Genomic DNA, 24,201 nt, shown 5'->3' on the forward strand with positions numbered 1-24,201 from the left:
TGGACCCCTAAAATTCAAACCATCTCTACTATTTGATGCGAGGAACCCCTATGTCTTCTCACACCTCTCGTAGCGCGAGCGAGCTCTCTGCCGCTGAGCGTGCGTTCTACTCTCGTCAGCTGATTCTGCCCGAAATGGGGTACGAAGCTCAGCTGGCACTCAAGCGTGCGCGAGTGGTGGTGCTTGGCGCTGGCGGTTTGGGTGCTCCCGCGCTGCTGTACCTGGCGGGTGCCGGGGTCGGTCAGATTGTGGTGGTTGATGATGACGTCGTGGATGCTTCGAATCTGCATCGCCAGGTGATTCATACGCACGCCAGGGTGGGTAATTCTAAGGCTGAGTCTGCCGCTGAGTCTTTGCGCTCGCTGAATCCTTTTATTGAGGTGATTCCGGTGCGTGAGCGTCTGACGGAGGGGAATGTTGATGATTTGCTGTCTGGTGCTGATTTGGTGCTGGATGGTAGCGATAATTTTGAGTCGCGGTATGTGGTTTCGGCGGCTGCTGCGCGTGCTGGGATTGCGCATGTGTGGGCTGCGATTCTTGGTGTTGATGCGCAGTTGAGCGTGTTTTGGGCGGGGCACGGTCCGGTGTATGAGGATTTGTACCCTCATGCTCCTGCCGCTGGCAGTGTGCCTTCGTGTAGTACCGCTGGCGTGGTGGGCGCTATGACTGGTGTGGTGGGCGCTGCGATGGCTATGGAGGCAGTGAAGCTGTTGACCGGGGGGGGGGAGCCGCTCATGGGTGAGGTTGGCCTATATTCGGCGTTAAGTGGGAGGTGGGAATATATACCTCTTGTAGCTAGCGTGCAAGCTGTACCTAAGAAAAGTGTCGTTTTGCCTCAAGAAACGAGTTATAAGCCCAAAAATTATGTAACAATTCGTAATATTTCTCAGGATTTTACTAGCTCTTCTACTGATTCGACGCCTCGTCCCATAAGTGCCCAGGACCTTAAAAAGCTGTCATCGGATGAAAATATTGCCCTTTTGGACGTCCGTGAGCAGGTGGAATTCGAAGCTTTCGCTATTGATGGCGCTATTAATCTTCCTCTGACTGAGTTGCTGGAGGCCGGTCGGAATAGTGTTTTAAAGGCCTTGATTGAGCGTAAAATCCCCGCAAATGCCCAGAAAATCGTTATTTACTGCACTGGATACGCTAGAACGGTTGAGGCGGCTCGCGAAATTGCCCCTTTGGTAGGGCGTTCTGTGTATATGTTGGAGGGCGGAATTTCTGCCTGGCTTACGGTCTAAAACACCCTTATTTCGCATGAATTAGGCAAGGTTTTTATCTCGTATTTTCCATGCCAAATTTCAGATATATTGGGCAGTATGGAACAAGCATCACAGATTAAGGGCCCGGATGGCCCCCTTACCGATCAGCTGATTAAGTTCGGTAAGTTCTTCTCCCGCTGGGATGAGACTGAAGACGGCCGCGCCGTCTTCCGTGAAGGCGGCCGTGAAGGTGACGCCTTCTACCGCGACCGTTGGAGCCACGATAAGGAAGTTCGCTCTACCCACGGCGTGAACTGCACCGGCTCCTGCTCCTGGAAGGTGTATGTCAAGGATGGCATTATCACCTGGGAAGCACAGGAAACCGACTACCCCACGGTTGGTCCCGACCGCCCCGAGTACGAGCCCCGCGGCTGCCCCCGCGGTGCGGCGTTCTCGTGGTACACCTACTCTCCCACTCGCGTTAAGTACCCCTACGTTCGCGGTCTCCTGCTGGAGATGTACCGCGAAGCGAAGGCAATCCACAACGATCCCGTGGACGCCTTCCACTCCATCGTGTCCGACCCCGCCAAGCGTGCACGCTACGTTAACGCACGTGGTAAGGGTGGTCTGGTGCGCTCGACCTGGGCTGAGGCTCTTGAGCTGATGGCTGCTGCTCACGTGCACACCATCAAGTACTACGGTCCCGACCGTAACACCGGCTTCACCCCGATTCCGGCAATGTCCATGACCTCCTTCAGCGCGGGTGTTCGCTACATCCAGCTGACCGGTGGTGTCATGACCAGCTTCTACGACTGGTATGCCGACCTTCCCGTGGCTTCCCCGCAGGTCTTCGGCGACCAGACCGACGTTCCCGAGTCCGGCGACTGGTGGGACGCTGCATACCTCATCATGTGGGGCGCAAACGTTCCGCTGACCCGTACCCCGGATGCTCACTGGGTCTCCGAGGTCCGCTACCGCGGTACCAAGGTTGTCGCCGTGAGCCCCGACTACGCCGACAACACCAAGTTCGCTGACGAGTGGCTGCCCGCACAGGCAGGTACCGACGCGGCACTGGCTATGGCAATGGGCCACGTCATCCTCAAGGAGAACTACGTTGACCAGCGTGTCGAGTTCTTCGAGGACTTCTCCCTGACCTACACCGACCTTCCCTTCCTGGTCACCCTGGAAACCCGCGAAGACGGCGTGAAGGTCCCCTCCAAGTTCCTGACCGCTGCAAAGCTTGCTGGCGAGGCTGAGCAAACTAACTCCGACTTCAAGCCTGTCATGATGGACCGCGAGACCGGTGAGGTCTTCGTTCCTAACGGCACCATGGGTCACCGCTACGCAGCCGAGGACCAGGGCAAGTGGAACCTGGACCTGCAGGGCCGCAAGCCGATTCTGTCGATCCGCGACCTGCCCCAGGGCGAGTCCGCTGCCGTCGAGATTAAGATGCCGACCTTCGACGACCCGAAGGGTCACGGCGACGTCATCACCCGTGGTGTGCCTGTTGCCTACGTTGAGGGCCACGAGGTCACCACCGTCTTCGACATCATGCTGGCACAGTACGGTGTTGGCCGTGAGGGCCTGCCCGGTACCTGGGCTAAGGACTACGACGACTGGAGCGTTCAGAACACCCCGGCATGGCAGGAGCCGATTACCTCCGTGCCCGCCGAGGCCGTTATCCGCATTGCCCGTGAGTTCGCTAAGAGCGCCCTGGATTCCGGCGGCCGTTCCATGGTGATTTTCGGTGCGGGTATCTGCCAGTGGTACCACGCTGACACCACATACCGCGCTATCCTCGCCCTGCTGAACCTGACCGGTTGCCAGGGTCGTAACGGCGGCGGTTGGGCTCACTACGTGGGCCAGGAGAAGGCACGTCCGCTGACCGGTCTGACCAACATTGCAAACGCACTGGACTGGAGCCGTCCGCCGCGTCACATGATTGGTACCGGCTTCTGGTACATGCACACTGACCAGTTCCGTCAGGACGCATACTCCACCGACTACCTGCAGTCCCCGCTGGCTAAGGGCGAGCTGCGCAACGTTCACACCGCTGACGTCGTGGCACGCTCCACCCGCATGGGCTGGATGCCGTTCTACCCGCAGTTCCCCGAGAACTCGATGGACCTGGCTGACAAGGCAGAGCAGGCAGTGGCACGTGGCGAGGCATCCTCGAACGCAGACTACATTGCTCAGCGCCTGAACTCCGGTGACCTGGAGTTCTCCGTCGAGGACGTTGACAACCCCGTCAACTGGCCCCGTACCCTGACCCTGTGGCGTTCGAACCTCTTCGGTTCCTCTGCAAAGGGTGAGAGCTACTTCCTGAAGCACCTCGTCGGTAGCATGGACAACGTCCAGGGTGAAGACGCAGAGACCCACCCGAAGGAAGTTAAGTGGGTTGACGAGGCTCCCCAGGGCAAGCTGGACCTGCTGGTCACCTCGGACTTCCGTATGACTACCACGACCCTGCTGTCTGACATCGTTCTGCCGACTGCTACCTGGTACGAGAAGCACGATATCTCCTCGACCGATATGCACCCGTTCCTGCACGCGTTCTCCCCGGCAATTGACCCGCCGTGGGAGGCAAAGACCGACCACGAGACCTTCAAGGCTCTGGCATACGAGTTCTCTCGCCTGGCTAAGAAGCACCTCGGCGTCCGCAAGGACATCGTTTCGGTCCCGCTGCTGCACGACACCCCCGGCCAGATTGCTCAGCCTGGCGGTCACGCACCCGACTGGAAGAACACCCCCGGTATGGTGGGCGTGCCCGGCAAGAACATGCCGAACTTCGTCACTGTCGAGCGTGACTACGGCGCACTGTATGACATGTACACCACCGTTGGCCCGCTGTTCGACAAGCTCGGTGCCACCACTAAGTTCATCACTTACGATCTGAAGGACGAAGTCGCGAAGATGGCTAAGGAATTCGGCGTGATGGACTCCGGTAAGGGCGCAGGCCGTCCGGCACTGGATACCGACGTGAAGATTTCTGAAGCAATCCTCATGATTTCCGGTACCGCTAACGGCGCGGTCGCTGTCAAGGGCTTCAAGGAGCTCGAGAAGCAGACCGGTCTGCACCTGATGGACCTGGCAGAAGGTAACGAGGAACGTCGTATCACCTTCCCCATGACCCAGGCCGCACCGCAGCCCGTGATGACTTCCCCCGAGTGGTCCGGTTCGGAGACCGGCGGTCGCCGCTACGCTCCGTTCACTGTCAACATCGAGAAGAAGAAGCCGTTCCACACTCTGACCGGCCGTATGCACTTCTTCCTCGACCACGACTGGATGCACGAAATGGGCGAGGCCCTGCCGATTTACCGTCCGCCGCTGGACATGACCGGTCTGTACAACGAGCCCGAGCTCGGCACGACCGATGGTGTTTCGGTTGCTGTTCGCTACCTGACCCCGCACAACAAGTGGGCTATCCACTCGCAGTACTTCGACAACCAGTACATGCTGAGCATGTTCCGTGGTGGTCCGGTCGCTTGGATGAGCCCTCAGGACGCCGAGAAGATTGGCGTCAAGGACGGCGAATGGGTTGAGTGCGTGAACACCAACGGTGTCTTCGTGGGTCGTGCGGTTGTCTCGCACCGTATCCCCGAGGGTATCTCTTTCGTTTACCACGCTCAGGAGCGTATGGTCAGCCCGAAGTCTGAAATCACCGGCAAGCGCGGTGGTATTCACAACTCGGTGACCCGTATTCTGCTGAAGCCCACCCACATGATTGGTGGCTACGCTCACCTGGCGTTCGCCTTCAACTATCTTGGACCGACCGGTAACCAGCGAGACATCGTCTCGTACATCCGTCGCCGTAAGTCCCAGGAGGTAACTTTCTAATGCGCGTTATGGCACAAGTTGCTATGGTGATGGCACTCGATAAGTGCATCGGTTGCCACACCTGCTCCGTGACCTGTAAGCAGGCATGGACGAACCGAGCCGGTACCGAGTACGTCTGGTTCAACAATGTGGAGACTCGCCCCGGTCAGGGTTACCCCCGCCGTTACGAGGACCAGGAAAAGTGGAAGGGCGGCTGGGTGCTGAACAAGCGCGGTCGTCTGGAGCTCAAGAGCGGTAACCGCTTCCAGAAGCTCTTCTCGATCTTCGCTTCCCCGATTCAGCCCGAGCTCAGCGACTACTACGAGCCCTGGACTTACGATTACCAGAACCTGACCACCGCGCCCCTCGGTGATGACTTCCCGGCAGCAAAGCCGGTCTCCCTCATCACCGGCGAGGACACCAAGATCGAGTGGGGTATGAACTGGGACGACAACCTGGCGGGTGCAACCGAGTATGGTCACCTGGATCCGCTGGTTGAGAAGGTCCGCAAGAAGGCTGAGGACAAGATTAAGTTCGAGTTCGAGCAGACCTTCATGTTCTACCTGCCCCGTATTTGTGAGCACTGCCTGAACCCCTCCTGCATGGCTTCCTGCCCCTCCGGCGCTATCTACAAGCGCGCCGAGGACGGCATCGTGCTGGTGGACCAGGACCGTTGCCGTGGTTGGCGTCAGTGCATCACCGGTTGCCCCTACAAGAAGGTGTACTTCAACCACAAGACGGGTAAGGCTGAGAAGTGTACCTTCTGCTACCCCCGTATTGAGGCCGGTATTCCGACCGTGTGTGCTGAGACCTGCGTGGGTCGTATGCGCTACATCGGTGTCTTCCTGTACGACGCAGACCGCGTGACCGAGGCTGCTTCGGTTCCGGACGAGAAGGATCTCTACGAGGCTCAGCTGTCGCTGATGCTTGATCCTTACGACCCGGCCGTGATTGAGCAGGCACGTAAGAACGACATCCCCGATTCGTGGATTACTGCGGCTCAGAAGTCTCCCGTGTACAAGCTGGCCAAGGAGTGGAAGGTGGCTCTGCCCCTGCACCCCGAGTACCGCACCATGCCGATGGTTTGGTACGTGCCGCCGCTGTCCCCGATTGTCGACCTGCTCAAGGAGCAGGGCCACGACGCTGAGAACAGCAACAACCTCTTCGGTGCTATTGAGGCTCTGCGTATTCCGGTGGAATACCTGGCCGAGCTGTTCACCGCAGGTGATACCGAGGTCGTGACGAACGTTCTGCGTCGCCTGGCTGCGATGCGTTCGTACATGCGTGACATCAACCTCGGTGGCGAAGGCAACGAGGAGATCGCTCAGGCGGTTGGCATGACCGGTCAGCAGATCTACGAAATGTACCGTCTGATGGCTATCGCAAAGTACAACGAGCGTTACGTCATTCCGAAGGCTCACATGGAAGACGCCCACAACCTCGAGGAAATGGGTTGCTCCCTGAGCGTGGATGGCGGACCCGGCATGTACGGCGATGCGTTCAACGATATGGAGGGTCGCCCGACCCCCGTGTCCACCGGTGTCTACGAGGCTAACAACAAGGTCAGCTTGTTCAGCTGGGACGGTTCTTCCCGCCCCGACGGCCTCTTCCCGAATACCACCGGAAAGAAGTAATAAGTGGCTGGATTCTTTTCCAAGCTCATGGGCAAGGCCGGTTCCGAGGCTCAGGCCTCGGAACCGGCTCAGCCGGCGAATCCGTTCGATATCGACTACGGACCCGGCGAAGACAAGGACTCGGTGATTTACCAGGTCAGCGCTATGCTCCTGGGCTATCCCGATGAGCAGATGCTGGAGGTTCTCCCCGAGCTGGTCGCCATCACCGCAGCTACTGAGGATGAGTCCTTCATCGCAGCTGTTGATGCGATGCAGAAGTGGCTTACCTCCAAGGATCTGGAGGACGTGCAGTCTGAGTACGTGCAGGAATACGATCTTTCGCGTCGTCACTCCCTGCACCTGTCGTACTGGACTGATGGTGATACTCGCCGTCGCGGTGAGACCCTTCTGCGTTTCAAGCAGATGTACCGCGACTCCGGCATGCTGACCGTTTTGAACGGTGAGCTTCCGGATTACCTGCCGCTGGTGCTCGAGTTCTGCGCGCTGGTTGATCGCCGTAAGGGTCGCTCGGCTCTGCAGGCGTACCGTCCTTCCCTTGAGCTTCTCCGCCTTGCAATGAAGGACGGAAGCTTGCCCCACTACGGGTTGTTGCAGAGCATCTGCGCAACTCTTCCCGGCGTCTCTCCCGAGACCCAGGAAGAGGTCCAGCGGATGGCCGGCTACGGCCCGCCCGTCGAGACTGTTGGCCTGAATGGTTACGCTGATCATCAGCTACTCCAGCAGGCTCAGGCTCGTTCTAACTAGTTTTATCCCTGAGGAGACAACACGTGTACGTACTTGCTTCTGAGAGCGCAGAACACGCTGCACACGCTGTAGCCGATCCGGGCGTCGTAGACATCCTGCTGTGGGGCGTTCTGCCCTATGTTGCACTGGTCGTTCTGATTGGCGGCACCATTTGGCGTTACCGTACCGACCAGTATGGCTGGACGACCCGCTCGTCGCAGATTTACGAAGGCAAGTGGCTTCGCATCGGTTCGCCGCTGTTCCACTACGGCCTGGCCGCCGTCTTTATGGGCCACGTTGGTGGTCTGGTGGTCCCCAAGTTCCTGACTGACCTCGTCGTTTCGGATGAGACTTACCACATTGTGGCGCTGGTTGCAGGTTCTGCAGCGGCTGTTGCCACCATCGTTGGTATGTTTATTCTGCTGGGTCGCCGCGCCACGAACTCTGAGGTTCGTGCGGCTACCACTCGTAACGATGTTTTCATGTACATCGTCCTGGTTCTGGTGATTCTCGCCGGTACCGCGGCTACCCTGATCTCGGCAGTGAACCCGTCGGGCGGTCTGCCCCCGGTCAATGGCCACGAAGTTCACTTCAACTACCGTGAGACCATTGCCGTATGGTTCCGTTCGCTGTTCTACTTCCACCCCGAGGTGGCCCTGATGGTGAACATCCCCGTGGCTTTCAAGATTCACATCGTCGTAGCTATGGTTCTGTTCATTATTTGGCCCTTCACCCGCCTGGTGCACGCACTGACCGTGCCGCTGCACTACGTCTTCCGCCCCTACACCGTGTACCGCACCCGTGGCGGTCAGCGTGTGGGTGCGCGTCGAGGCTGGGACCCGGTGGGTACTCTCCCGCGTGAGCGTGCCGACCGCTAATACACATATCCATATTGCAAAAGAGGAAATATGAGCACCCCTGCTGCACCGAGCTACGACCTAAAGAAGGGTCAGCTTTTTAACGTTCTGCTGGCAACGTTCATCTCGACCATCGGCTTCTGGGCCTGGACTATTGTTGGTCCGCTGGCCAAGCTGTACGCCAAGCAGATGCACCTGGACGCTGGTATGACCAGTGTTCTGGTGGCTATGCCGATTTTTATCGGCGCTATCGGCCGTATTCCCGTCGGTGGTCTGACTGACCGCTACGGTGGTCGTATTATGTTCACCGCTGTTCTGGCGATTAGCGCACCCCTGGTCTTCCTGGTTGGTGTTGCTGGTCAGATGAACTCGCTACCCATGCTGCTGATTGTCTCCTTCTTCCTGGGTATTGCGGGTACCGTGTTCGCTGTGGGTATTCCCTTCAGCTCGGCATGGTATGACGCTTCCAAGAAGGGTTTTGCGACCGGTGTGTTCGGTGCAGGCATGGTGGGTACCGCGGTTTCCGCATTCGCTACCCCCCGCCTGGTGCAGGGTATCGGTTACTTCCCGACTCACATTCTGATTGCTGTGATTTGTGCAGTAACCGCCGTGATTTCTTTCGTGTTCCTGAAGGATTCCCCGGCAACCATTGGCCGTGAGGTCACCCCGCTGATGCCGAAGATTATTCGCGCATTCAAGGTGAAGACCACTTGGCAGCTCTGCTTCCTCTACGCAGTTGTGTTCGGTGCGTTCGTGGCATTCTCGAACTACCTGCCCACTTACCTGAGCAACATCTACCACTTCGACGCTAACGACGCTGGTATGCGTGCGGCTGGCTTTGCGGTTGCTGCTGTGATTGCTCGTCCCTTCGGTGGTGTGCTGGCTGATAAGTTCGGTCCGAAGATTATCACCCTCATCTCCCTGGGTGGTGTGGTGATCCTGGCAGTTATTACCGCGTTCCAGCCTGATGCTGAGCACGTGTACGGTGCTGTTTTCATCCTGATGGCTGCTCTTCTGGGTCTGGGCCACGGCTCGGTCTTCGGCTGGGTGGCTCGTGCGGCTGATCCGAAGAACGTTGGTGCGGTGTCCGGTGTGGTTGCTGCTGCTGGCGCTCTGGGTGGTTTCTTCCCGCCGCTGGTGATGGGTGCAACCTACAACCAGGCTGAGAACAACTACTTCATCGGTCTGATGCTGCTGGCCGTGACCGCGTTCCTCGCCTTTCTGTCGGCATTCCTCGTGCCGCACGGTGGCAAGCCTGACCACGCTAAGCACGCTAAGTAGGTTCTTCTAGTACATCCTTCTGCAGGGTGTATATGAAGTTTGCTTTGACTGAGTCCGGCTCGTTTTCTCTTCGGAGGGAACGAGCCGGACTTTGTGCTTTTCTACTGTTTTTCGTCTAACAGGGGTAAGCTTTGTCGGGGCAGAAGAGTCTGATGTTTGGGCATGTCAAATGTTGGTAAAGCTAGCGAAACTTTGCGGAGATGTGGGACACTTAAAGCGTTCGACTCGTCGCAATAGCGCGACGTGACCCCTCTACGGTTTGCGCCGACCAATAGGAGAATCCTATGTCCTTTATTGATCGTCATCTCGGCCCCCGTTCCGCAGACGCAGAGCAGATGCTCGAAACCCTGGGATACTCTTCCCTGGATGCGCTGATGGACGCTGTCGTCCCCTCCCAGATTCGCCTTGACGGCGAATTGCAGCTGCCTGCTCCGCTGTCGGAGCATGAGGCTCAGGCAAAGATTGCCGGCTATGCTGCGAAGAATAAGGTTCTCGCCCAGATGATTGGTGCCGGATACTACGATGCAGTAACTCCCGCGGTTCTGCGCCGTAACATTCTGGAAAACCCCGGTTTCTACACTTCTTACACCCCGTACCAGGCTGAGATTTCTCAGGGCCGTCTGGAGGCTCTGCTGAACTTCCAGAACACCGTGATGGAGCTGACCGGCCTGGAGATTGCAAACTCCTCCCTGCTGGATGAGGCATCCGCAGTAGCTGAGGCAGCTGTCATGATGCACCGTGCGAACCGCAAGGTGAAGAATGGCTTCTTCGCGATTGACTCCCGTTGCCTGCCTCAGGTTATTTCGGTGACTCGCGGCCGTGCAGAGATGCTCGGCATTCCCTTTGTCATCACCGATTTCTCTGAGGGTCTGCCCGAGGGCGACCTGTACGGTATCGTCCTGGCGTACCCCGGCAATGAAGGCGATATTCGCGATATTGAGCCGCTGATTAAGGCCGCTAAGGAGCGTAACGCCCTGGTCACTGTGGTCGCTGACCTGTTGGCTCTGACCCTGCTGAAGTCTCCGGGTGAGCTGGGTGCTGATATCGCTGTGGGTAACACTCAGCGTTTCGGTCTGCCCTTCTTCTTCGGTGGCCCCCACGCTGCGTACATGGCCGTTCACAAGGGTATGGAACGCACCATGCCTGGCCGTCTGGTGGGTGTTTCTAAGGACTCTGCCGGTAAGCCTGCTTACCGTCTGGCTCTGCAGACTCGTGAGCAGCACATTCGCCGTGAGAAGGCTACTTCCAATATTTGTACTGCTCAGGCTCTGCTGGCGATTGTTGCTGGCGCTTACGCGATGTACCACGGTCCTGAGGGTCTGCGCGCTATCGCGGACCGCCTGCACACCAATGCTGCTCGTGTTGCTACTGCGCTGAAGGCTGCGGGCTACGGTATCGCTCACGATACTTTCTTCGACACTGTCGTGGTGGAGGCTGCTGGCCGTGCTGACGAGCTGGTTGCGAAGGCTCTGGAAGCTGGCGTGAACATCCGCCGCTTCGACGAGAACCGTGTTGGCATTTCCGTAGGTGAGTCTCACGGTGAGGAGCTGCTCAAGGGCCTGGTTGAGGCTCTGGGCGGCACCCTGGGCGAGGCAGATGCACAGTACGATCTGCCCGCTGAGCTGCTGCGTACTGATGAGTACATGCAGCACCCGATTTTCCACAAGTACCGTTCCGAGACCGAGATGATGCGCTACCTGCGTCACCTCGCTGACAAGGATCTGGCACTTGACCGCACCATGATTCCGCTGGGTTCGTGCACTATGAAGCTGAACGCGGCCGCTGAGATGGAGCCCATCTCCTGGCCTGAGTTCGCGAACATCCACCCGCTGGTCCCGGAGGATCAGGCTGAGGGCTGGCACGAGCTGATTAAGGATTTGAGCGAGTGGCTCGTTGCTATTACCGGTTACGATGCTGTGTCCCTGCAGCCGAACTCGGGTGCGACCGGTGAGTACGCTGGTCTGCGCGCTATCCGTTCCTTCCATGAGGCTAACGGTGACCACGAGCGCGATACCGTTCTGATTCCGCTGTCTGCTCACGGCACCAACGCGGCATCTGCTGCTCTGGCTGGTCTGAAGGTTGCCGGTGTGGCAACTGCGGCTGACGGTTCGATTGACGTTGACGACCTGAAGGTAAAGATCGAGAAGTACGGTCCCAAGGTTGCCGGCATCATGATTACCTACCCCTCCACTCACGGTGTGTTTGAGGAGCAGGTTGCTGAGGTCTGCCAGCTGGTTCACGAGGCTGGCGGCCAGGTGTACGTGGATGGCGCGAACCTGAACGCCCAGATGGGCTTCGCTCAGCCCGGTAAGTTCGGCGGCGACGTTTCGCACCTGAACCTGCACAAGACCTTCTCCATTCCTCACGGTGGTGGCGGCCCCGGTGTTGGCCCGCTGGCTGTTCGTGAGCACCTGGCGAAGTTCCTGCCCGGTGACGCATACCGCGCTGACTCTGAGGGTAAGCTCCCCAACGATGCTGCACTGCCGATTTCGCAGGCGTTCTTCGGCTCTGCCGGCGTTCTGCCGATTAGCTGGATGTACATTGCGATGACTGGCGCTCAGGGTCTGAAGGACTCTTCGCAGTACGCGGTTCTGAACGCTAACTACATTGCGAAGAAGCTCAACGACAAGTACCCGGTGCTGTACACCGGCCCCGGCGGTCTGGTCGCGCACGAGTGCATCCTGGACCTGCGTCAGCTGACTGATCAGTCTCATGTGACTGCTGAGGATGTCTGCAAGCGTCTGATGGACTTCGGCTTCCACGCTCCGACCCTGGCGTTCCCGGTTCCCGGCACCCTGATGGTTGAGCCGACTGAGTCCGAGTCCAAGGAAGAGCTCGACCGCTTCATCGAAGCGATGGAGACCATCTACGACGAGATCATCGAGGTCGCCGAGGGTAAGGTCGCCGTTGAGGATTCCGTCCTGCGCAACGCACCGCACACCGTTGATGTGGTCAGCGCAGACGAGTGGGATCGTGCGTACACCCGCACCCAGGCTGCCTTCCCGGTTCCGAGCCTGCGCGTCAACAAGTACTTCACTCCGGTGGGCCGTATTGACGGTGCCGGCGGTGACCGTAACTTCGTGTGCGAATGCCCCCCGATGGAGGCTTTCGACCTGGAAGCATAAGGAGCCTATAACGCTCCTGGGTAGGCTGTAGCGGTCTACCTGCCTCACCCGTCCTCAGATTTCTGGGGGCGGGTGGGGGTCGCCTCCACAGTGTATTTTGTGTCTGTGGGGGTGAATGAAATCTATGACGATTGAACGATAACAGCACAAGGCTGTGCGTGAGGAGAATCTAATGTCACCCAAGAAGACCTCTCTGTACTCTATCCACGAGAAGCTTGGCGCTTCTTTCACCGATTTTGGCGGCTGGGATATGCCCCTGAAGTACGCTAATGACGTTGCCGAGCATGAGGCTGTCCGTACTCGTGCCGGTATTTTTGACCTGTCTCACATGGGTGAGTTCCGCGTGACCGGTCCGGATGCGGGCGCATTCCTGGATTACGCTCTGGTGTCGAACATGTCCATCCTGAAGGTCGGTAAGGCAAAGTACTCGATTCTGGTCAACGACAAGGGCGGCGTGATTGACGACCTGATTACTTACCGTCTGGGCGATGAAGAGTTCCTGGTTGTTCCGAACGCTGCGAACATTGACACCGATTACGCTGCTATGAGCGAGCGCCTGGGCGACTTCAACGTTGAGTTCGTCAACGAGTCGGATCAGACCTCCCTGATTGCTGTTCAGGGCCCTCGCGCGGAGGAGATTCTACTGGCAGCCGGTGCCTCTGACGAGAATGCCGTGCGCGAGCTGAAGTACTACGCGTCCGTACCGCTGACCATCGCCGGCGTTGACGTTCTGCTGGCCCGCACCGGCTACACCGGTGAGGACGGCTTCGAGCTGTTCGTACCGAACGAGCACGCAGTTGAGCTGTGGGACAAGCTGGCTGCCGCCGGTGAGCCCTTTGGCCTGACCCCCGCGGGTCTGGCTTCCCGCGACTCCCTGCGTCTTGAGGCCGGTATGCCCCTGTACGGCCACGAGCTGGGTCTGGACATCACCCCCTTCGAGTCCGGCCTGGGCCGCCTGGTTGAGATTGCGCTGGAGAAGAAGGCCTCCGACTTCGTGGGTCGTGAGGCTCTGACTGAGTTGGCTAAGAGTGAGTCGAAGCGTATCCTGGTTGGTTTGAAGGCTCAGGCGAAGCGCCCTGCTCGTGCCGGTTCTAAGCTGGTGGATGCTGAAGGTAATGAGATTGGTGAGGTTACCTCCGGTATTCCTTCCCCGACTCTGGGCTTCCCGATTGCTATGGCACTGGTGAACCGTGAGTTCTCGGAGCTTGGCTCCACCGTTGACGTGGACATTCGCGGTAAGCGCGCACCCTTCGACGTTGTGGCTCTGCCCTTCTACAAGCGCGAAAAGTAACGAAATATACTGCGTGAGGTAACCTCCGCGAGGTGAACGGCGCCGTGTTTCCGAGAGGACACGGCGCCTTTCGCGTGTCGGGGCGGCAACTGCGCCGAAGCGGCAGGGGAGGGAGAGGAGGAACCGAGGCGTACCCTCACCTTAGTTTCTGCATCCTCGGAAGTGCGTTAGGATTAGAGCGGTTAGTCAAGGAGGACTGTCCGTTATCACTACCTCATATGAATTAGGTGGAATACCGAGCCGGATAGTTTTCGGTAACCGATATTCCGCGCAACTGCGCCCCGCAGGGCGCAATGACTTCGAAAGACAGAACGTGGCGATTAATCAGAGCACCCCCAGCAGCGCCCAGAAAAAGGCGGAGGCCCTTCCCTACGACATCAGCGTTTTTGAGCTGTTCAGTATTGGTGTTGGTCCCTCCAGTTCCCACACCGTGGGTCCCATGCGTGCGTCGAATCGTTTCGTGGCTGAGCTGATTGATGAAGGTCTGCTGGACCGCGTGACCGGCGTGCATATCGATTTGTACGGTTCGTTGGCGGCAACCGGTGCCGGTCACGGTACGATGAGCGCCGCGTTGAAGGGGCTGTGCGGCTTCGTTCCCGAGACGATTGATATCGCCGCTGCGGAAGCGATGATTGAGCGCAATAGTGTTGACGGTACCCTGCCTCTGGCCGGATATCCTTCCTCCTCGTACGGAGTGAATGCTCCCGGCGGTGAGGAGAACAAGGTATACGGCCCGGTGGTGCACTACCGTGAGATTGACATGACTTTGCGCCCCCTGACTGTTCTTCCGCGCCATACGAACGGCATGAAGATTGCCGCGTTTGCGGGGGAGGAGCTACTGCTGGAGCGTACCTACTACTCGATTGGTGGTGGCTTTATCGTTGAGGGAGACGAGGAAGCTACCGGCGGTGCCTCGCTCACGAACCCGCCCTACCCCTTTGGGTCGGGTGCCGAGCTCGTCGAGATGGCGAACGAGGCTGGCCTGTCGATTGCACAGCTGAAGATGGCGAATGAGTGTTCGCTACGCACGGAGCAGGAGGTGCGCGCGGGCATCCTGCATATCTATCGCATCATGAAGGAGTGCATCGGCTCCTCTCTGGCTCGTGTGGGGTATCTGCCCGGTCCGCTGAAGGTGCGTTGCCGTGCGGGTGCGTGGCACCGTGACCTGATGGTGGAGGATCCCGGCAAGTCTCCGGAGTTTGCGATTGACTGGGTGAACCTGATTGCTCTGGCTGTAAACGAGGAGAACGCCTTTGGCGGCCGTGTGGTGACGGCCCCGACGAACGGTGCATCCGGCATTATTCCGGCGGTACTGCACTACGCGATGAACTACACCCCGGGTATCCGCCATTGCGGCCAGGCCGCCCGTGAGCAGGCAATCGTGGACTTCTTCCTGGCTTCGGCCGCCGTGGGTGTGCTGTACAAGAAGCGCGCCTCGATTTCTGGCGCCGAGGTTGGTTGTCAGGGCGAGGTGGGTAGCGCCAGCTCGATGGCTGCTGCCGGCTTGGCTCAGGTGCTGGGCGGAACCCCCGAACAGGTGGAGAACGCGGCCGAGATTGCAATGGAACATAACCTTGGCCTGACCTGCGATCCCGTGGGTGGGCTGGTGCAGATTCCGTGTATCGAGCGTAATGCGATGGCCGCGTCGAACGCCGTGACTGCAGCGCGCATGGCCCTGCGCGGAGATGGTATGCACCGTGTGTCGCTGGATCAGGTGATTGAGACGATGCGCCAGACCGGTCTGGATATGTCGCACCGTTACAAGGAAACTTCGATGGGCGGCCTGGCCGTTAACGTGGTGGAGTGCTAGGTTCCTTGCGGTAGCGGGCGGGTTCTCAGGAGGATGAGTCCTTGAGAACCGGCCGGCGACCACTCGTGTATGGTTCTTCTTCAGGGTGGAAAATACATTTCTGTGTTAGGTTTGCACTCGCTCTTTGGGTGTGGTAGACAAAATAGATTTCTTCCTGTATCGTTAGTATTTACGCTTTCCCTAACCTTTGTGCCTTCATATAGCGGTGGGCACGGGCTGAAGGTGACGTTTTCCGTCCGACATCTGTAGCTTCGAGCACCGTTTATGCGGGGGCCGAGGTCGTCATGTCGCCGGTAAAGTCGCCGGGAGGCTGATTGCTAACAGACATGTCTGTGGAAGGATCCCCATTTTGGTCGCTTCGAGCACCTCTAACCATGACGCCGCTAACGGCGCAGAGAACGTCTCGCGCCGAATTTCATTCGCGAAGATTAACGAACCGCTGAAGGTTCCCAACCTGCTTGCTATCCAGACCGATAGCTTCGACCGCCTCGTAGGTAACGAGCGTTGGCTGGAGCGTCTGGAGTCCGCGCAGGCTGCTGGTGACACCTCTGTTCCCGCAAAGTCCGGTCTGGCTGAGATCTTTGAAGAGATTTCCCCGATTCGCGACTTCCAGGAGACCATGCAGCTCTCCTTCTCCGAGCCCGAGTTCGCCGACCCCAAGTACTCCGTCGAGGAGTGCAAGGACCGCGACGCAACCTACTCGGCACCGCTGTATATCAAGGCTGAATTCATGAACCTCGCTACCGGCGAGGTTAAGCAGCAGACCCTGTTCATGGGCGACTTCCCCCTGATGACCGAGGCCGGTACCTTCGTGATTAACGGTACCGAGCGCGTGGTTGTCTCCCAGCTGGTGCGTTCCCCCGGCGCCTACTTCGAGAAGGCTCCGGACCGCACCTCCGATAAGGACATCTACTCGGCCCGCGTGATTCCCTCCCGCGGTGCATGGTTCGAGCTTGAGATTGACAAGCGCGACCAGGTGGGCGTTCGTCTGGACCGCAAGCGTAAGCAGTCCGTGACCGTTCTGCTCAAGGCTCTGGGCTGGACCGAGTCCAAGATTCTGGCTGAGTTCGGTCAGTACGACTCCATCCGCGCAACCCTCGAGAAGGACTCCGTCAAGGACCGCGATGAGGCTCTGCTGGACATCTACCGTAAGCTGCGCCCGGGTGAGCCCCCGACGGTTGAGGCTGCCCAGGCTCTGCTGGACAACATGTACTTCACCCCGCGCCGCTACGACCTGGCCAAGGTCGGCCGTTACAAGCTGAACCGTAAGCTTGGCGTGGACGTTCCCCTGGATTCCCCCGAGGCCTCCGTGCTCAGCCAGGACGACATCGCCCAGATGATCCGTTACCTCTGCGCTCTGCACGCTGGCGAGACCAGCATCCCGGGCGTACGCGACGGCAAGGAAATCTCCCTGAAGGTCGACATCGACGATATCGACCACTTCGGTAACCGCCGTATCCGCACCGTGGGCGAGCTGATTGAGAACCAGATCCGTACCGGTCTGTCCCGTATGGAGCGTGTGGTCCGCGAGCGCATGACCACCCAGGACGTTGAGGCTATCACCCCGCAGTCCCTGGTGAACATCCGCCCCGTCGTGGCAGCTATCAAGGAGTTCTTCGGTACCTCTCAGCTGTCCCAGTTCATGGACCAGAACAACCCGCTGGCAGGTCTGACCCACAAGCGTCGTCTGTCCGCTCTGGGCCCTGGTGGTCTGTCCCGAGACCGCGCAGGCATGGAAGTGCGAGACGTGCACCCCTCGCACTACGGCCGCATGTGCCCCATCGAAACCCCTGAAGGCCCGAACATTGGTCTGATTGGTTCGCTGGCAACCTACGGTCGCATCAACTCCTTCGGTTTCATCGAGACCCCCTACCGCGTGGTGACCGATGGTCGCGTGACCGATGAGGTCCGCTACCTGACCGCTGACGACGAGAAGTCTGTTGTTATCGCGCAGGCAAACGCGCCTCTGAACCCGGACCGCACCTTCGCTGAGAACGAGGTTCTCTGCCGTGCAGGCGATGGTTCTGGCGAAGCTGTTCTGGTTGCTCCCGGCGCCGTTCAGTACATGGACGTCTCCCCGCGCCAGATGGTGTCTGTTGCTACCGCCCTGATTCCTTACCTGGAGCACGACGACGCTAACCGAGCACTGATGGGTGCTAACATGCAGCGTCAGGCTGTGCCCCTGCTGGAGTCTGAGGCTCCCGTGGTTGGTACCGGTATGGAGAAGTACGCAGCACTGGACTCCGGTGACTCCGTGCTCGCGAAGAAGCCCGGTGTGGTTTCCTCCGTGGACGCTAAGACCGTTATCGTCCGTAACGACGACGGCTCTGTCTCCACCTACCCGATCATGAAGTTCTCCCGCTCGAACCCGGGTAACTGCTACAACCAGCGCGTAGTGGTGAAGGAAGGCCAGCGCGTCGAGTACCGCGACGTTATCGCTGATGGCCCCTCCACCGACGGTGGCGAGCTGGCACTGGGTAAGAACCTGCTCGTGGCATACATGCCGTGGGAAGGCCTGAACTACGAGGATGCGATCATCCTCTCCCAGCGCATGGTTTCTGAGGACGTGCTGACCTCGATTCACATCGAGGAGCACGAGATTGACGCCCGCGACACCAAGCTGGGCCCCGAGGAGATTACCCGCGACATCCCGAACGTGTCCGAGGATGTTCTCTCGGCTCTGGACGAGCGCGGCATCATCCACATCGGTGCCGAGGTTGAGGCTGGCGACATCCTCGTCGGTAAGGTCACCCCCAAGGGTGAGACCGAGCTGACCCCCGAGGAGCGCCTGCTGCGCGCAATCTTCGGTGAGAAGTCCCGCGAGGTTCGCGACACCTCTCTGAAGGTTCCTCACGGTGAGTCCGGTACCGTCATCGGCATCCGCATCTTCGACCGCGAGAACAACGACGAAGACGATCTGCCCCCGGGCGTGAACCAGCTGGTCCGCGTTTACGTGGCTCAGAAGCGTAAGATTACCGACGGCGACAAGCTTGCAGGCCGCCACGGTAACAAGGGTGTTATTTCCAAGATCCTGCCGATCGAGGATATGCCCTTCCTGGAAGACGGTACCCCCGTGGACGTCATCCTGAACCCGCTGGGCGTGCCCGGTCGTATGAACATTGGTCAGGTTCTGGAAGTCCACACCGGTTGGCTGGCTAAGCAGGGTTGGAAGATTGAGGGCGAGCCCGAGTGGCTTAAGCACATGCCGAACTTCCCGAAGGAATCCGGCCCGACCCGCCTGGCAACCCCGGTGTTCGACGGTGCCCACGAGGACGAACTGTTCGACCTTATGGACCACTCGAACCCGAACCGCGATGGTGACCGTCTGATCAACCGTTCCGGTAAGGCACGTCTGATTGACGGCCGTTCCGGTGAGCCGTTCCCGGATCCGATTTCGGTTGGTTACCAGTACATCCTGAAGCTGCACCACCTGGTGGATGACAAGATTCACGCTCGTTCCACCGGTCCGTACTCGATGATTACCCAGCAGCCCCTGGGTGGTAAGGCGCAGTTCGGCGGTCAGCGCTTCGGTGAGATGGAAGTGTGGGCGCTGGAAGCATACGGCGCCGCATACACCCTGCAGGAAATCCTGACCGTCAAGTCCGATGACGTGGCGGGCCGTGTGAAGGTTTACGAGGCTATCGTGAAGGGCGAGAACATCCCTGAGCCGGGTATCCCCGAATCCTTCAAGGTTCTTATCAAGGAAATGCAGTCTCTGTGCCTGAACGTCGAGGTGCTCTCCACCGACGGCAAGATTATCGAGATGAGCGACTCGGAGGAAGAAGGCTTCCGGGCAGCAGAAGATATGGGCGTGAGCCTGACCCACGACGAGCCCAGCTCGGTCGACGAGGCATAAGCACCGCCTCCTTCTAGGGTGGAGAACCCCGCATGCGCTCGCATGCGTTGTGGGGTTCCCACCCGCAAACCCAAGTCTTCAGAAACTTACAGAAAGAGATTAGGACCGATATGTCCAACGAATCTTCGCTTGGTTTGATGCGAATTGGCCTCGCCACCGCCGACGACATCCGTCGTTGGTCCTTTGGTGAGGTTAAGAAGCCCGAGACCATCAACTACCGTACCCTGAAGCCCGAGAAGGACGGTCTCTTCGACGAGCGTATCTTCGGCCCCACCAAGGACTGGGAGTGCTACTGCGGTAAGTACAAGCGCGTGCGCTTCAAGGGCATTGTGTGTGAGCGCTGTGGCGTTGAGGTGACCCGTTCCAAGGTGCGTCGCGAGCGCATGGGCCACATTGAGCTGGCCGCTCCCGTGACCCACATTTGGTACTTCAAGGGTGTTCCTTCCCGTCTGGGCTACCTGCTGGATCTGGCTCCGAAGGACCTGGAGAAGGTCATTTACTTCGCTGCGTACATGATTACCAGCGTTGACGAGGATGCTCGTCACGAGGATCTGCCGATGCTGCAGGCTGCTCACGACCGTGAGAAGCAGGAGCTTGAGGCTGCTCTGAACGCCGATGTGAACGCTATTAGCCGTGAGGTTGAGTCCGAACTGGCTCGTATCGAGGCAGAGGGCGGTAAGGCTGCTGAGAAGCGCAAGCTGCGCGATAACGCTGAGCGTCAGCTTGCCTCCGTGCGTAAGCGCTACGAGCGCGAGGTTGCTCACCTGGAGAACGTGTGGGAGCGTTTCAAGTCCCTGAAGGTCGCTGACCTCGAGGGTAACGAAGCTCTGTACCGTTCCATGGTGGACAAGTACGGCATGTACTTTGAGGGTGCCATGGGCGCCGAGGCTATCAAGAAGCGTCTGGAGTCTTTCGACCTGGAAGCTGAGGCCGAGGCTCTCAAGGAGATCATTCAGACCGGTAAGGGCCAGAAGAAGACCCGTGCCCTGAAGCGTCTGAAGGTTGTTAACGCCTTCCTAACCACCAACAACTCCCCGCTGGGTATGGTTCTGGACGTTGTTCCGGTCATCCCGCCGGAGCTGCGCCCGATGGTTCAGCTGGACGGTGGCCGCTTTGCGACCTCCGACCTGAACGACCTGTACCGTCGTGTGATCAACCGTAACAACCGTCTGAAGCGTCTGCTGGAGCTGGGCGCTCCCGAGATCATCGTGAACAACGAGAAGCGTATGCTGCAGGAAGCTGTGGACTCGCTCTTCGACAACGGCCGTCGTGGCCGTCCGGTGACCGGCCCCGGCAACCGTCCCCTGAAGTCTCTGTCGGACATGCTCAAGGGTAAGCAGGGTCGTTTCCGTCAGAACCTGCTGGGTAAGCGCGTGGACTACTCCGGTCGTTCCGTGATTGTGGTTGGTCCGCAGCTGCAGATGCACCAGTGTGGTCTGCCCAAGCAGATGGCGCTGGAGCTCTTCAAGCCCTTCGTCATGAAGCGTCTGGTGGAGCTGAGCCACGCTCAGAACATTAAGAGCGCTAAGCGCATGGTTGAGCGTTTCCGCCCGCAGGTTTGGGACGTTCTGGAAGAGGTTATCGCCGAGCACCCCGTGCTGCTGAACCGTGCACCTACCCTGCACCGCCTCGGTATTCAGGCATTTGAGCCGAAGCTGGTTGAGGGTAAGGCTATCCAGCTGCACCCGCTGGTTTGCTCCGCGTTCAACGCTGACTTCGATGGTGATCAGATGGCAGTTCACCTGCCGTTGTCTCCCGAGGCCCAGGCTGAGGCTCGTATCCTCATGCTGTCCTCGAACAACATCCTGAAGCCGTCGGATGGCCGTCCCGTGGCCGTTCCTTCGCAGGATATGATCATCGGTCTGTACCACCTGACCACTCCTCGCGATGGTCAGAAGAACGAGGGCCACGCTTTCTCATCGGTTTCTGAGGCTCTGATGGCGATGGATCGTCACGAGATTGAGCTGTACACCAAGGTGAAGATCCTGCTGGACGGCGACCAGTTCGTTGCTCCCGAAGGTTGGGAAGCTCCCGAGGGCTACAAGCCCGGCGACCCCGTGTTGCTGGACTGCACCGTTGGCCAGGTCCTGTTCAACCAGGCTCTGCCGAAGGACTACCCCTGGTTCACCGGTGTGGCAGACAAGAAGGGTCTGGGTAGCCTGATTAACGATCTGGCTGAGCGTTACCCGATGGATGTTGTGGCTCGTGCCCTGGATAACCTGAAGAACGCGGGTTTCTACTGGGCATCCCGTTCGGGCGTGACCGTGGCTGTTTCCGATATTGCTACTCCCTCCGAGAAGCCGGCAATTATGGAGCGCTACGAGAAGCAGGCTGCTGCAATTGAGGACGACTTCGAGATTGGTACCATCGATGACGAAGAGCGTCGTCAGGAGCTGATTAAGGTTTGGACCGAGGCTACCGACGTGGTGGCAGAGGCTATGCGCGAGAACCTGAGCTCTCACGGCGGTCTGAACACCATTTACCGTATGGTGACCTCTGGTGCACGTGGTAACTGGATGCAGGTCCGTCAGATTGCGGGTATTCGTGGTCTGGTGTCGAACCCGAAGGGTGAGATTATGCCTCGCCCGATTAAGTCCTCCTACCGTGAGGGCCTGTCGGTTCTGGAGTACTTCATCGCAACCCACGGTGCACGTAAGGGTCTGGCTGATACCGCACTGCGTACCGCTAACTCGGGTTACCTGACCCGTCGTCTGGTGGATGTGTCGCAGGACGTTATCGTGCGTGAGCATGACTGTGGCACCCGCCGCGGTCTGATGCTCCCGCTGGTTGACGCCGACGGCAACCTGCACCCGGACGTTGAGACTTCGATTCACGGTCGTACCCTCGCGGTGGACGTGAAGGACGAAGCCGGCAACGTTTTGGCTGAGGCTGGCGCTGACGTTTCCGATGAGCTCATCGAGAAGCTGTTCAAGGCTGGTGTGAAGGAGCTGCGTGTCCGCTCGGTTCTGACCTGTGAATCGGCTATCGGCGTGTGCGCACTGTGCTACGGCCGTTCGATGGCTTCGAACGTGCTGGTGGACATTGGTGAGGCCGTTGGTATTATTGCGGCTCAGTCGATTGGTGAGCCCGGTACCCAGCTGACCATGCGTACCTTCCACACCGGTGGTGTGGCGTCGGCAGACGATATTACCCAGGGTCTGCCCCGTATTCAGGAGCTGTTCGAGGCCCGTACCCCCAAGGGTGTCGCCCCGATTTCTGAGGTGTCCGGTCGCGTGACCATTGAGGATACCGAGAAGTCCTACAAGATTGTGGTGACCCCGGACGACGGTTCTGAACCCCAGTCCTACACCATTCTGCGCCGTGCGGCTTCTAAGCTGCAGAATGGTGATTACGTCCACGTCGGCGACCAGCTGGCTACCGGTTCTGTTGATCCGAAGGAGGTTCTGCGTATCCGCGGTCCTCGTGAGGCTCAGAAGCACCTGGTGAGCGAGGTTCAGGGCGTGTACAAGTCGCAGGGTGTGGAAATCCACGACAAGCACGTCGAGGTTATTGTCCGCCAGATGCTGCGTCGCGTGACCGTGATTGAGTCCGGTGACACCGACCTTCTGCCTGGTGAGCTGGTCGATAACATTGTCTTCCAGACCGCAAACCGCAAGGCTCTGCTCGAGGGCAAGAAGCCTGCTGCTGGTCGTCCCGAGATGATGGGTATTACCAAGGCTTCGCTGGCTACCGAGTCCTGGCTGTCGGCGGCCTCCTTCCAGGAGACCACCCGCGTCCTGACTCAGGCAGCTATGGAGGCGAAGACCGACCCGCTGCTCGGCCTGAAGGAGAACGTGATTATCGGTAAGCTGGTTCCTGCCGGTACCGGTCTGGCACGTTACAACGATATTGAGGTTGAGCCGAGCGCTCAGGCTACCGCTGAGCGTCTGCAGTCTCTGGACACCTTCGGCGGCGGTTACCCGAGTGCTTTCCAAATCGATAGCGAGGTGTACTCCTACGGTAACAACGGCGGTTTCCGTGCCGTTTCGCTGGATGAGTACGGCCGTGGCCTGGAGCTCTAAGCTTCCTGCTGCTCGCTAGGTCTGAAGCCTAAGCATTCATAAAAGCGCGGATACTCGAGATTTCTCTCGGGTATCCGCGCTTTTGCATATTCGCGTGTGGGTGGGGTATGAGAGAGAAGGAACCCAGGCTTTTCTAATCATGATGGTTATGGCAGTGGTTGAGGTTTTTGTGAATCCTATCTTTAAGATTTGATATGGGTGCGCGTTGCGTTCGTTGTTTCTCCAAAATATTTTGGGAGAATCTCAGTGGAAACAGAAATTTACACAGAGAGAAAAATTCTCTTGATTGCAAATTTTTGCGGTGGGGGAGAGCGGTTAGATTTGCTGGGTTTACTAGAGTAAACACCCCTTTATAGACCATTCATTCGTTTTTGTTGAGCAATATAAAGAATATATATTCTTGTATATTAGGATGCTTGGGTGATTGGAAAACGCTCTGACTTGGATTTACTCTTGAAGGCATGCATATCACTCCAGTCACTTCCGGATCGGGGAGAAATATCTTCACCCTGCATACTTCCGGTATCACTCCGTGTCCCTCATTCCAGCAGGTATTTGCGTCCTCGTCGGCGATGAAGGCC

11 protein-coding genes are annotated in these 24,201 nt (G+C 58.6%); all 11 read left to right on the forward strand.

Going from position 1 to position 24,201, the window contains the following annotated elements; genetic code table 11:
* Positions 1–50 precede the first annotated feature (50 nt).
* Positions 51–1,244, forward strand: coding sequence for a ThiF family adenylyltransferase (locus ADJ95_RS01415; protein ID WP_049331887.1), 1,194 nt, complete (start codon positions 51–53; stop codon positions 1,242–1,244).
* A 78-nt stretch (positions 1,245–1,322) separates the two neighbouring features.
* Positions 1,323–5,042: a nitrate reductase subunit alpha gene (locus ADJ95_RS01420; RefSeq protein WP_049331889.1), complete on the forward strand. Its 3,720-nt coding sequence runs from the start codon at positions 1,323–1,325 to the stop codon at positions 5,040–5,042.
* Complete coding sequence (gene narH, locus ADJ95_RS01425; protein WP_049331890.1) at positions 5,042–6,655, forward strand: nitrate reductase subunit beta; 1,614 nt, start codon at positions 5,042–5,044, stop codon at positions 6,653–6,655. The genes ADJ95_RS01420 and narH overlap by 1 nt, the downstream gene beginning before the upstream one ends.
* Before the next feature lie 3 nt (positions 6,656–6,658).
* Entirely contained in the window at positions 6,659–7,399 is a 741-nt protein-coding gene (gene narJ, locus ADJ95_RS01430) for a nitrate reductase molybdenum cofactor assembly chaperone (RefSeq protein ID WP_049331892.1), read from the forward strand.
* 23 nt (positions 7,400–7,422) lie between these two features.
* Positions 7,423–8,256 carry a respiratory nitrate reductase subunit gamma gene (gene narI / locus ADJ95_RS01435; protein ID WP_049331893.1) on the forward strand — a complete coding sequence of 278 codons (834 nt, stop codon included), beginning with the start codon at positions 7,423–7,425 and terminating at the stop codon, positions 8,254–8,256.
* 30 nt (positions 8,257–8,286) lie between these two features.
* Entirely contained in the window at positions 8,287–9,516 is a 1,230-nt protein-coding gene (locus tag ADJ95_RS01440; protein WP_049331894.1) for an MFS transporter, read from the forward strand.
* 284 nt (positions 9,517–9,800) lie between these two features.
* On the forward strand, positions 9,801–12,641 hold the full coding sequence (gene gcvP / locus ADJ95_RS01445) for an aminomethyl-transferring glycine dehydrogenase (RefSeq protein ID WP_049331896.1): 2,841 nt from the start codon (positions 9,801–9,803) through the stop codon (positions 12,639–12,641).
* A gap of 172 nt (positions 12,642–12,813) precedes the next feature.
* Positions 12,814–13,932, forward strand: coding sequence for a glycine cleavage system aminomethyltransferase GcvT (gcvT, locus tag ADJ95_RS01450; protein WP_049331897.1), 1,119 nt, complete (start codon positions 12,814–12,816; stop codon positions 13,930–13,932).
* A gap of 313 nt (positions 13,933–14,245) precedes the next feature.
* Positions 14,246–15,742, forward strand: coding sequence for an L-serine ammonia-lyase (locus ADJ95_RS01455; protein WP_053088799.1), 1,497 nt, complete (start codon positions 14,246–14,248; stop codon positions 15,740–15,742).
* Positions 15,743–16,091: 349 nt separating this feature from the next.
* Complete coding sequence (gene rpoB / locus ADJ95_RS01460; RefSeq protein WP_049331898.1) at positions 16,092–19,598, forward strand: DNA-directed RNA polymerase subunit beta; 3,507 nt, start codon at positions 16,092–16,094, stop codon at positions 19,596–19,598.
* A gap of 110 nt (positions 19,599–19,708) precedes the next feature.
* Positions 19,709–23,620: a DNA-directed RNA polymerase subunit beta' gene (locus ADJ95_RS01465; RefSeq protein WP_049331899.1), complete on the forward strand. Its 3,912-nt coding sequence runs from the start codon at positions 19,709–19,711 to the stop codon at positions 23,618–23,620.
* Positions 23,621–24,201 lie beyond the last annotated feature (581 nt).

This window comes from Rothia mucilaginosa (genome assembly GCF_001061665.1).
In the GTDB taxonomy this organism is placed as follows: Bacteria; Actinomycetota; Actinomycetes; order Actinomycetales; family Micrococcaceae; genus Rothia; species Rothia mucilaginosa_A.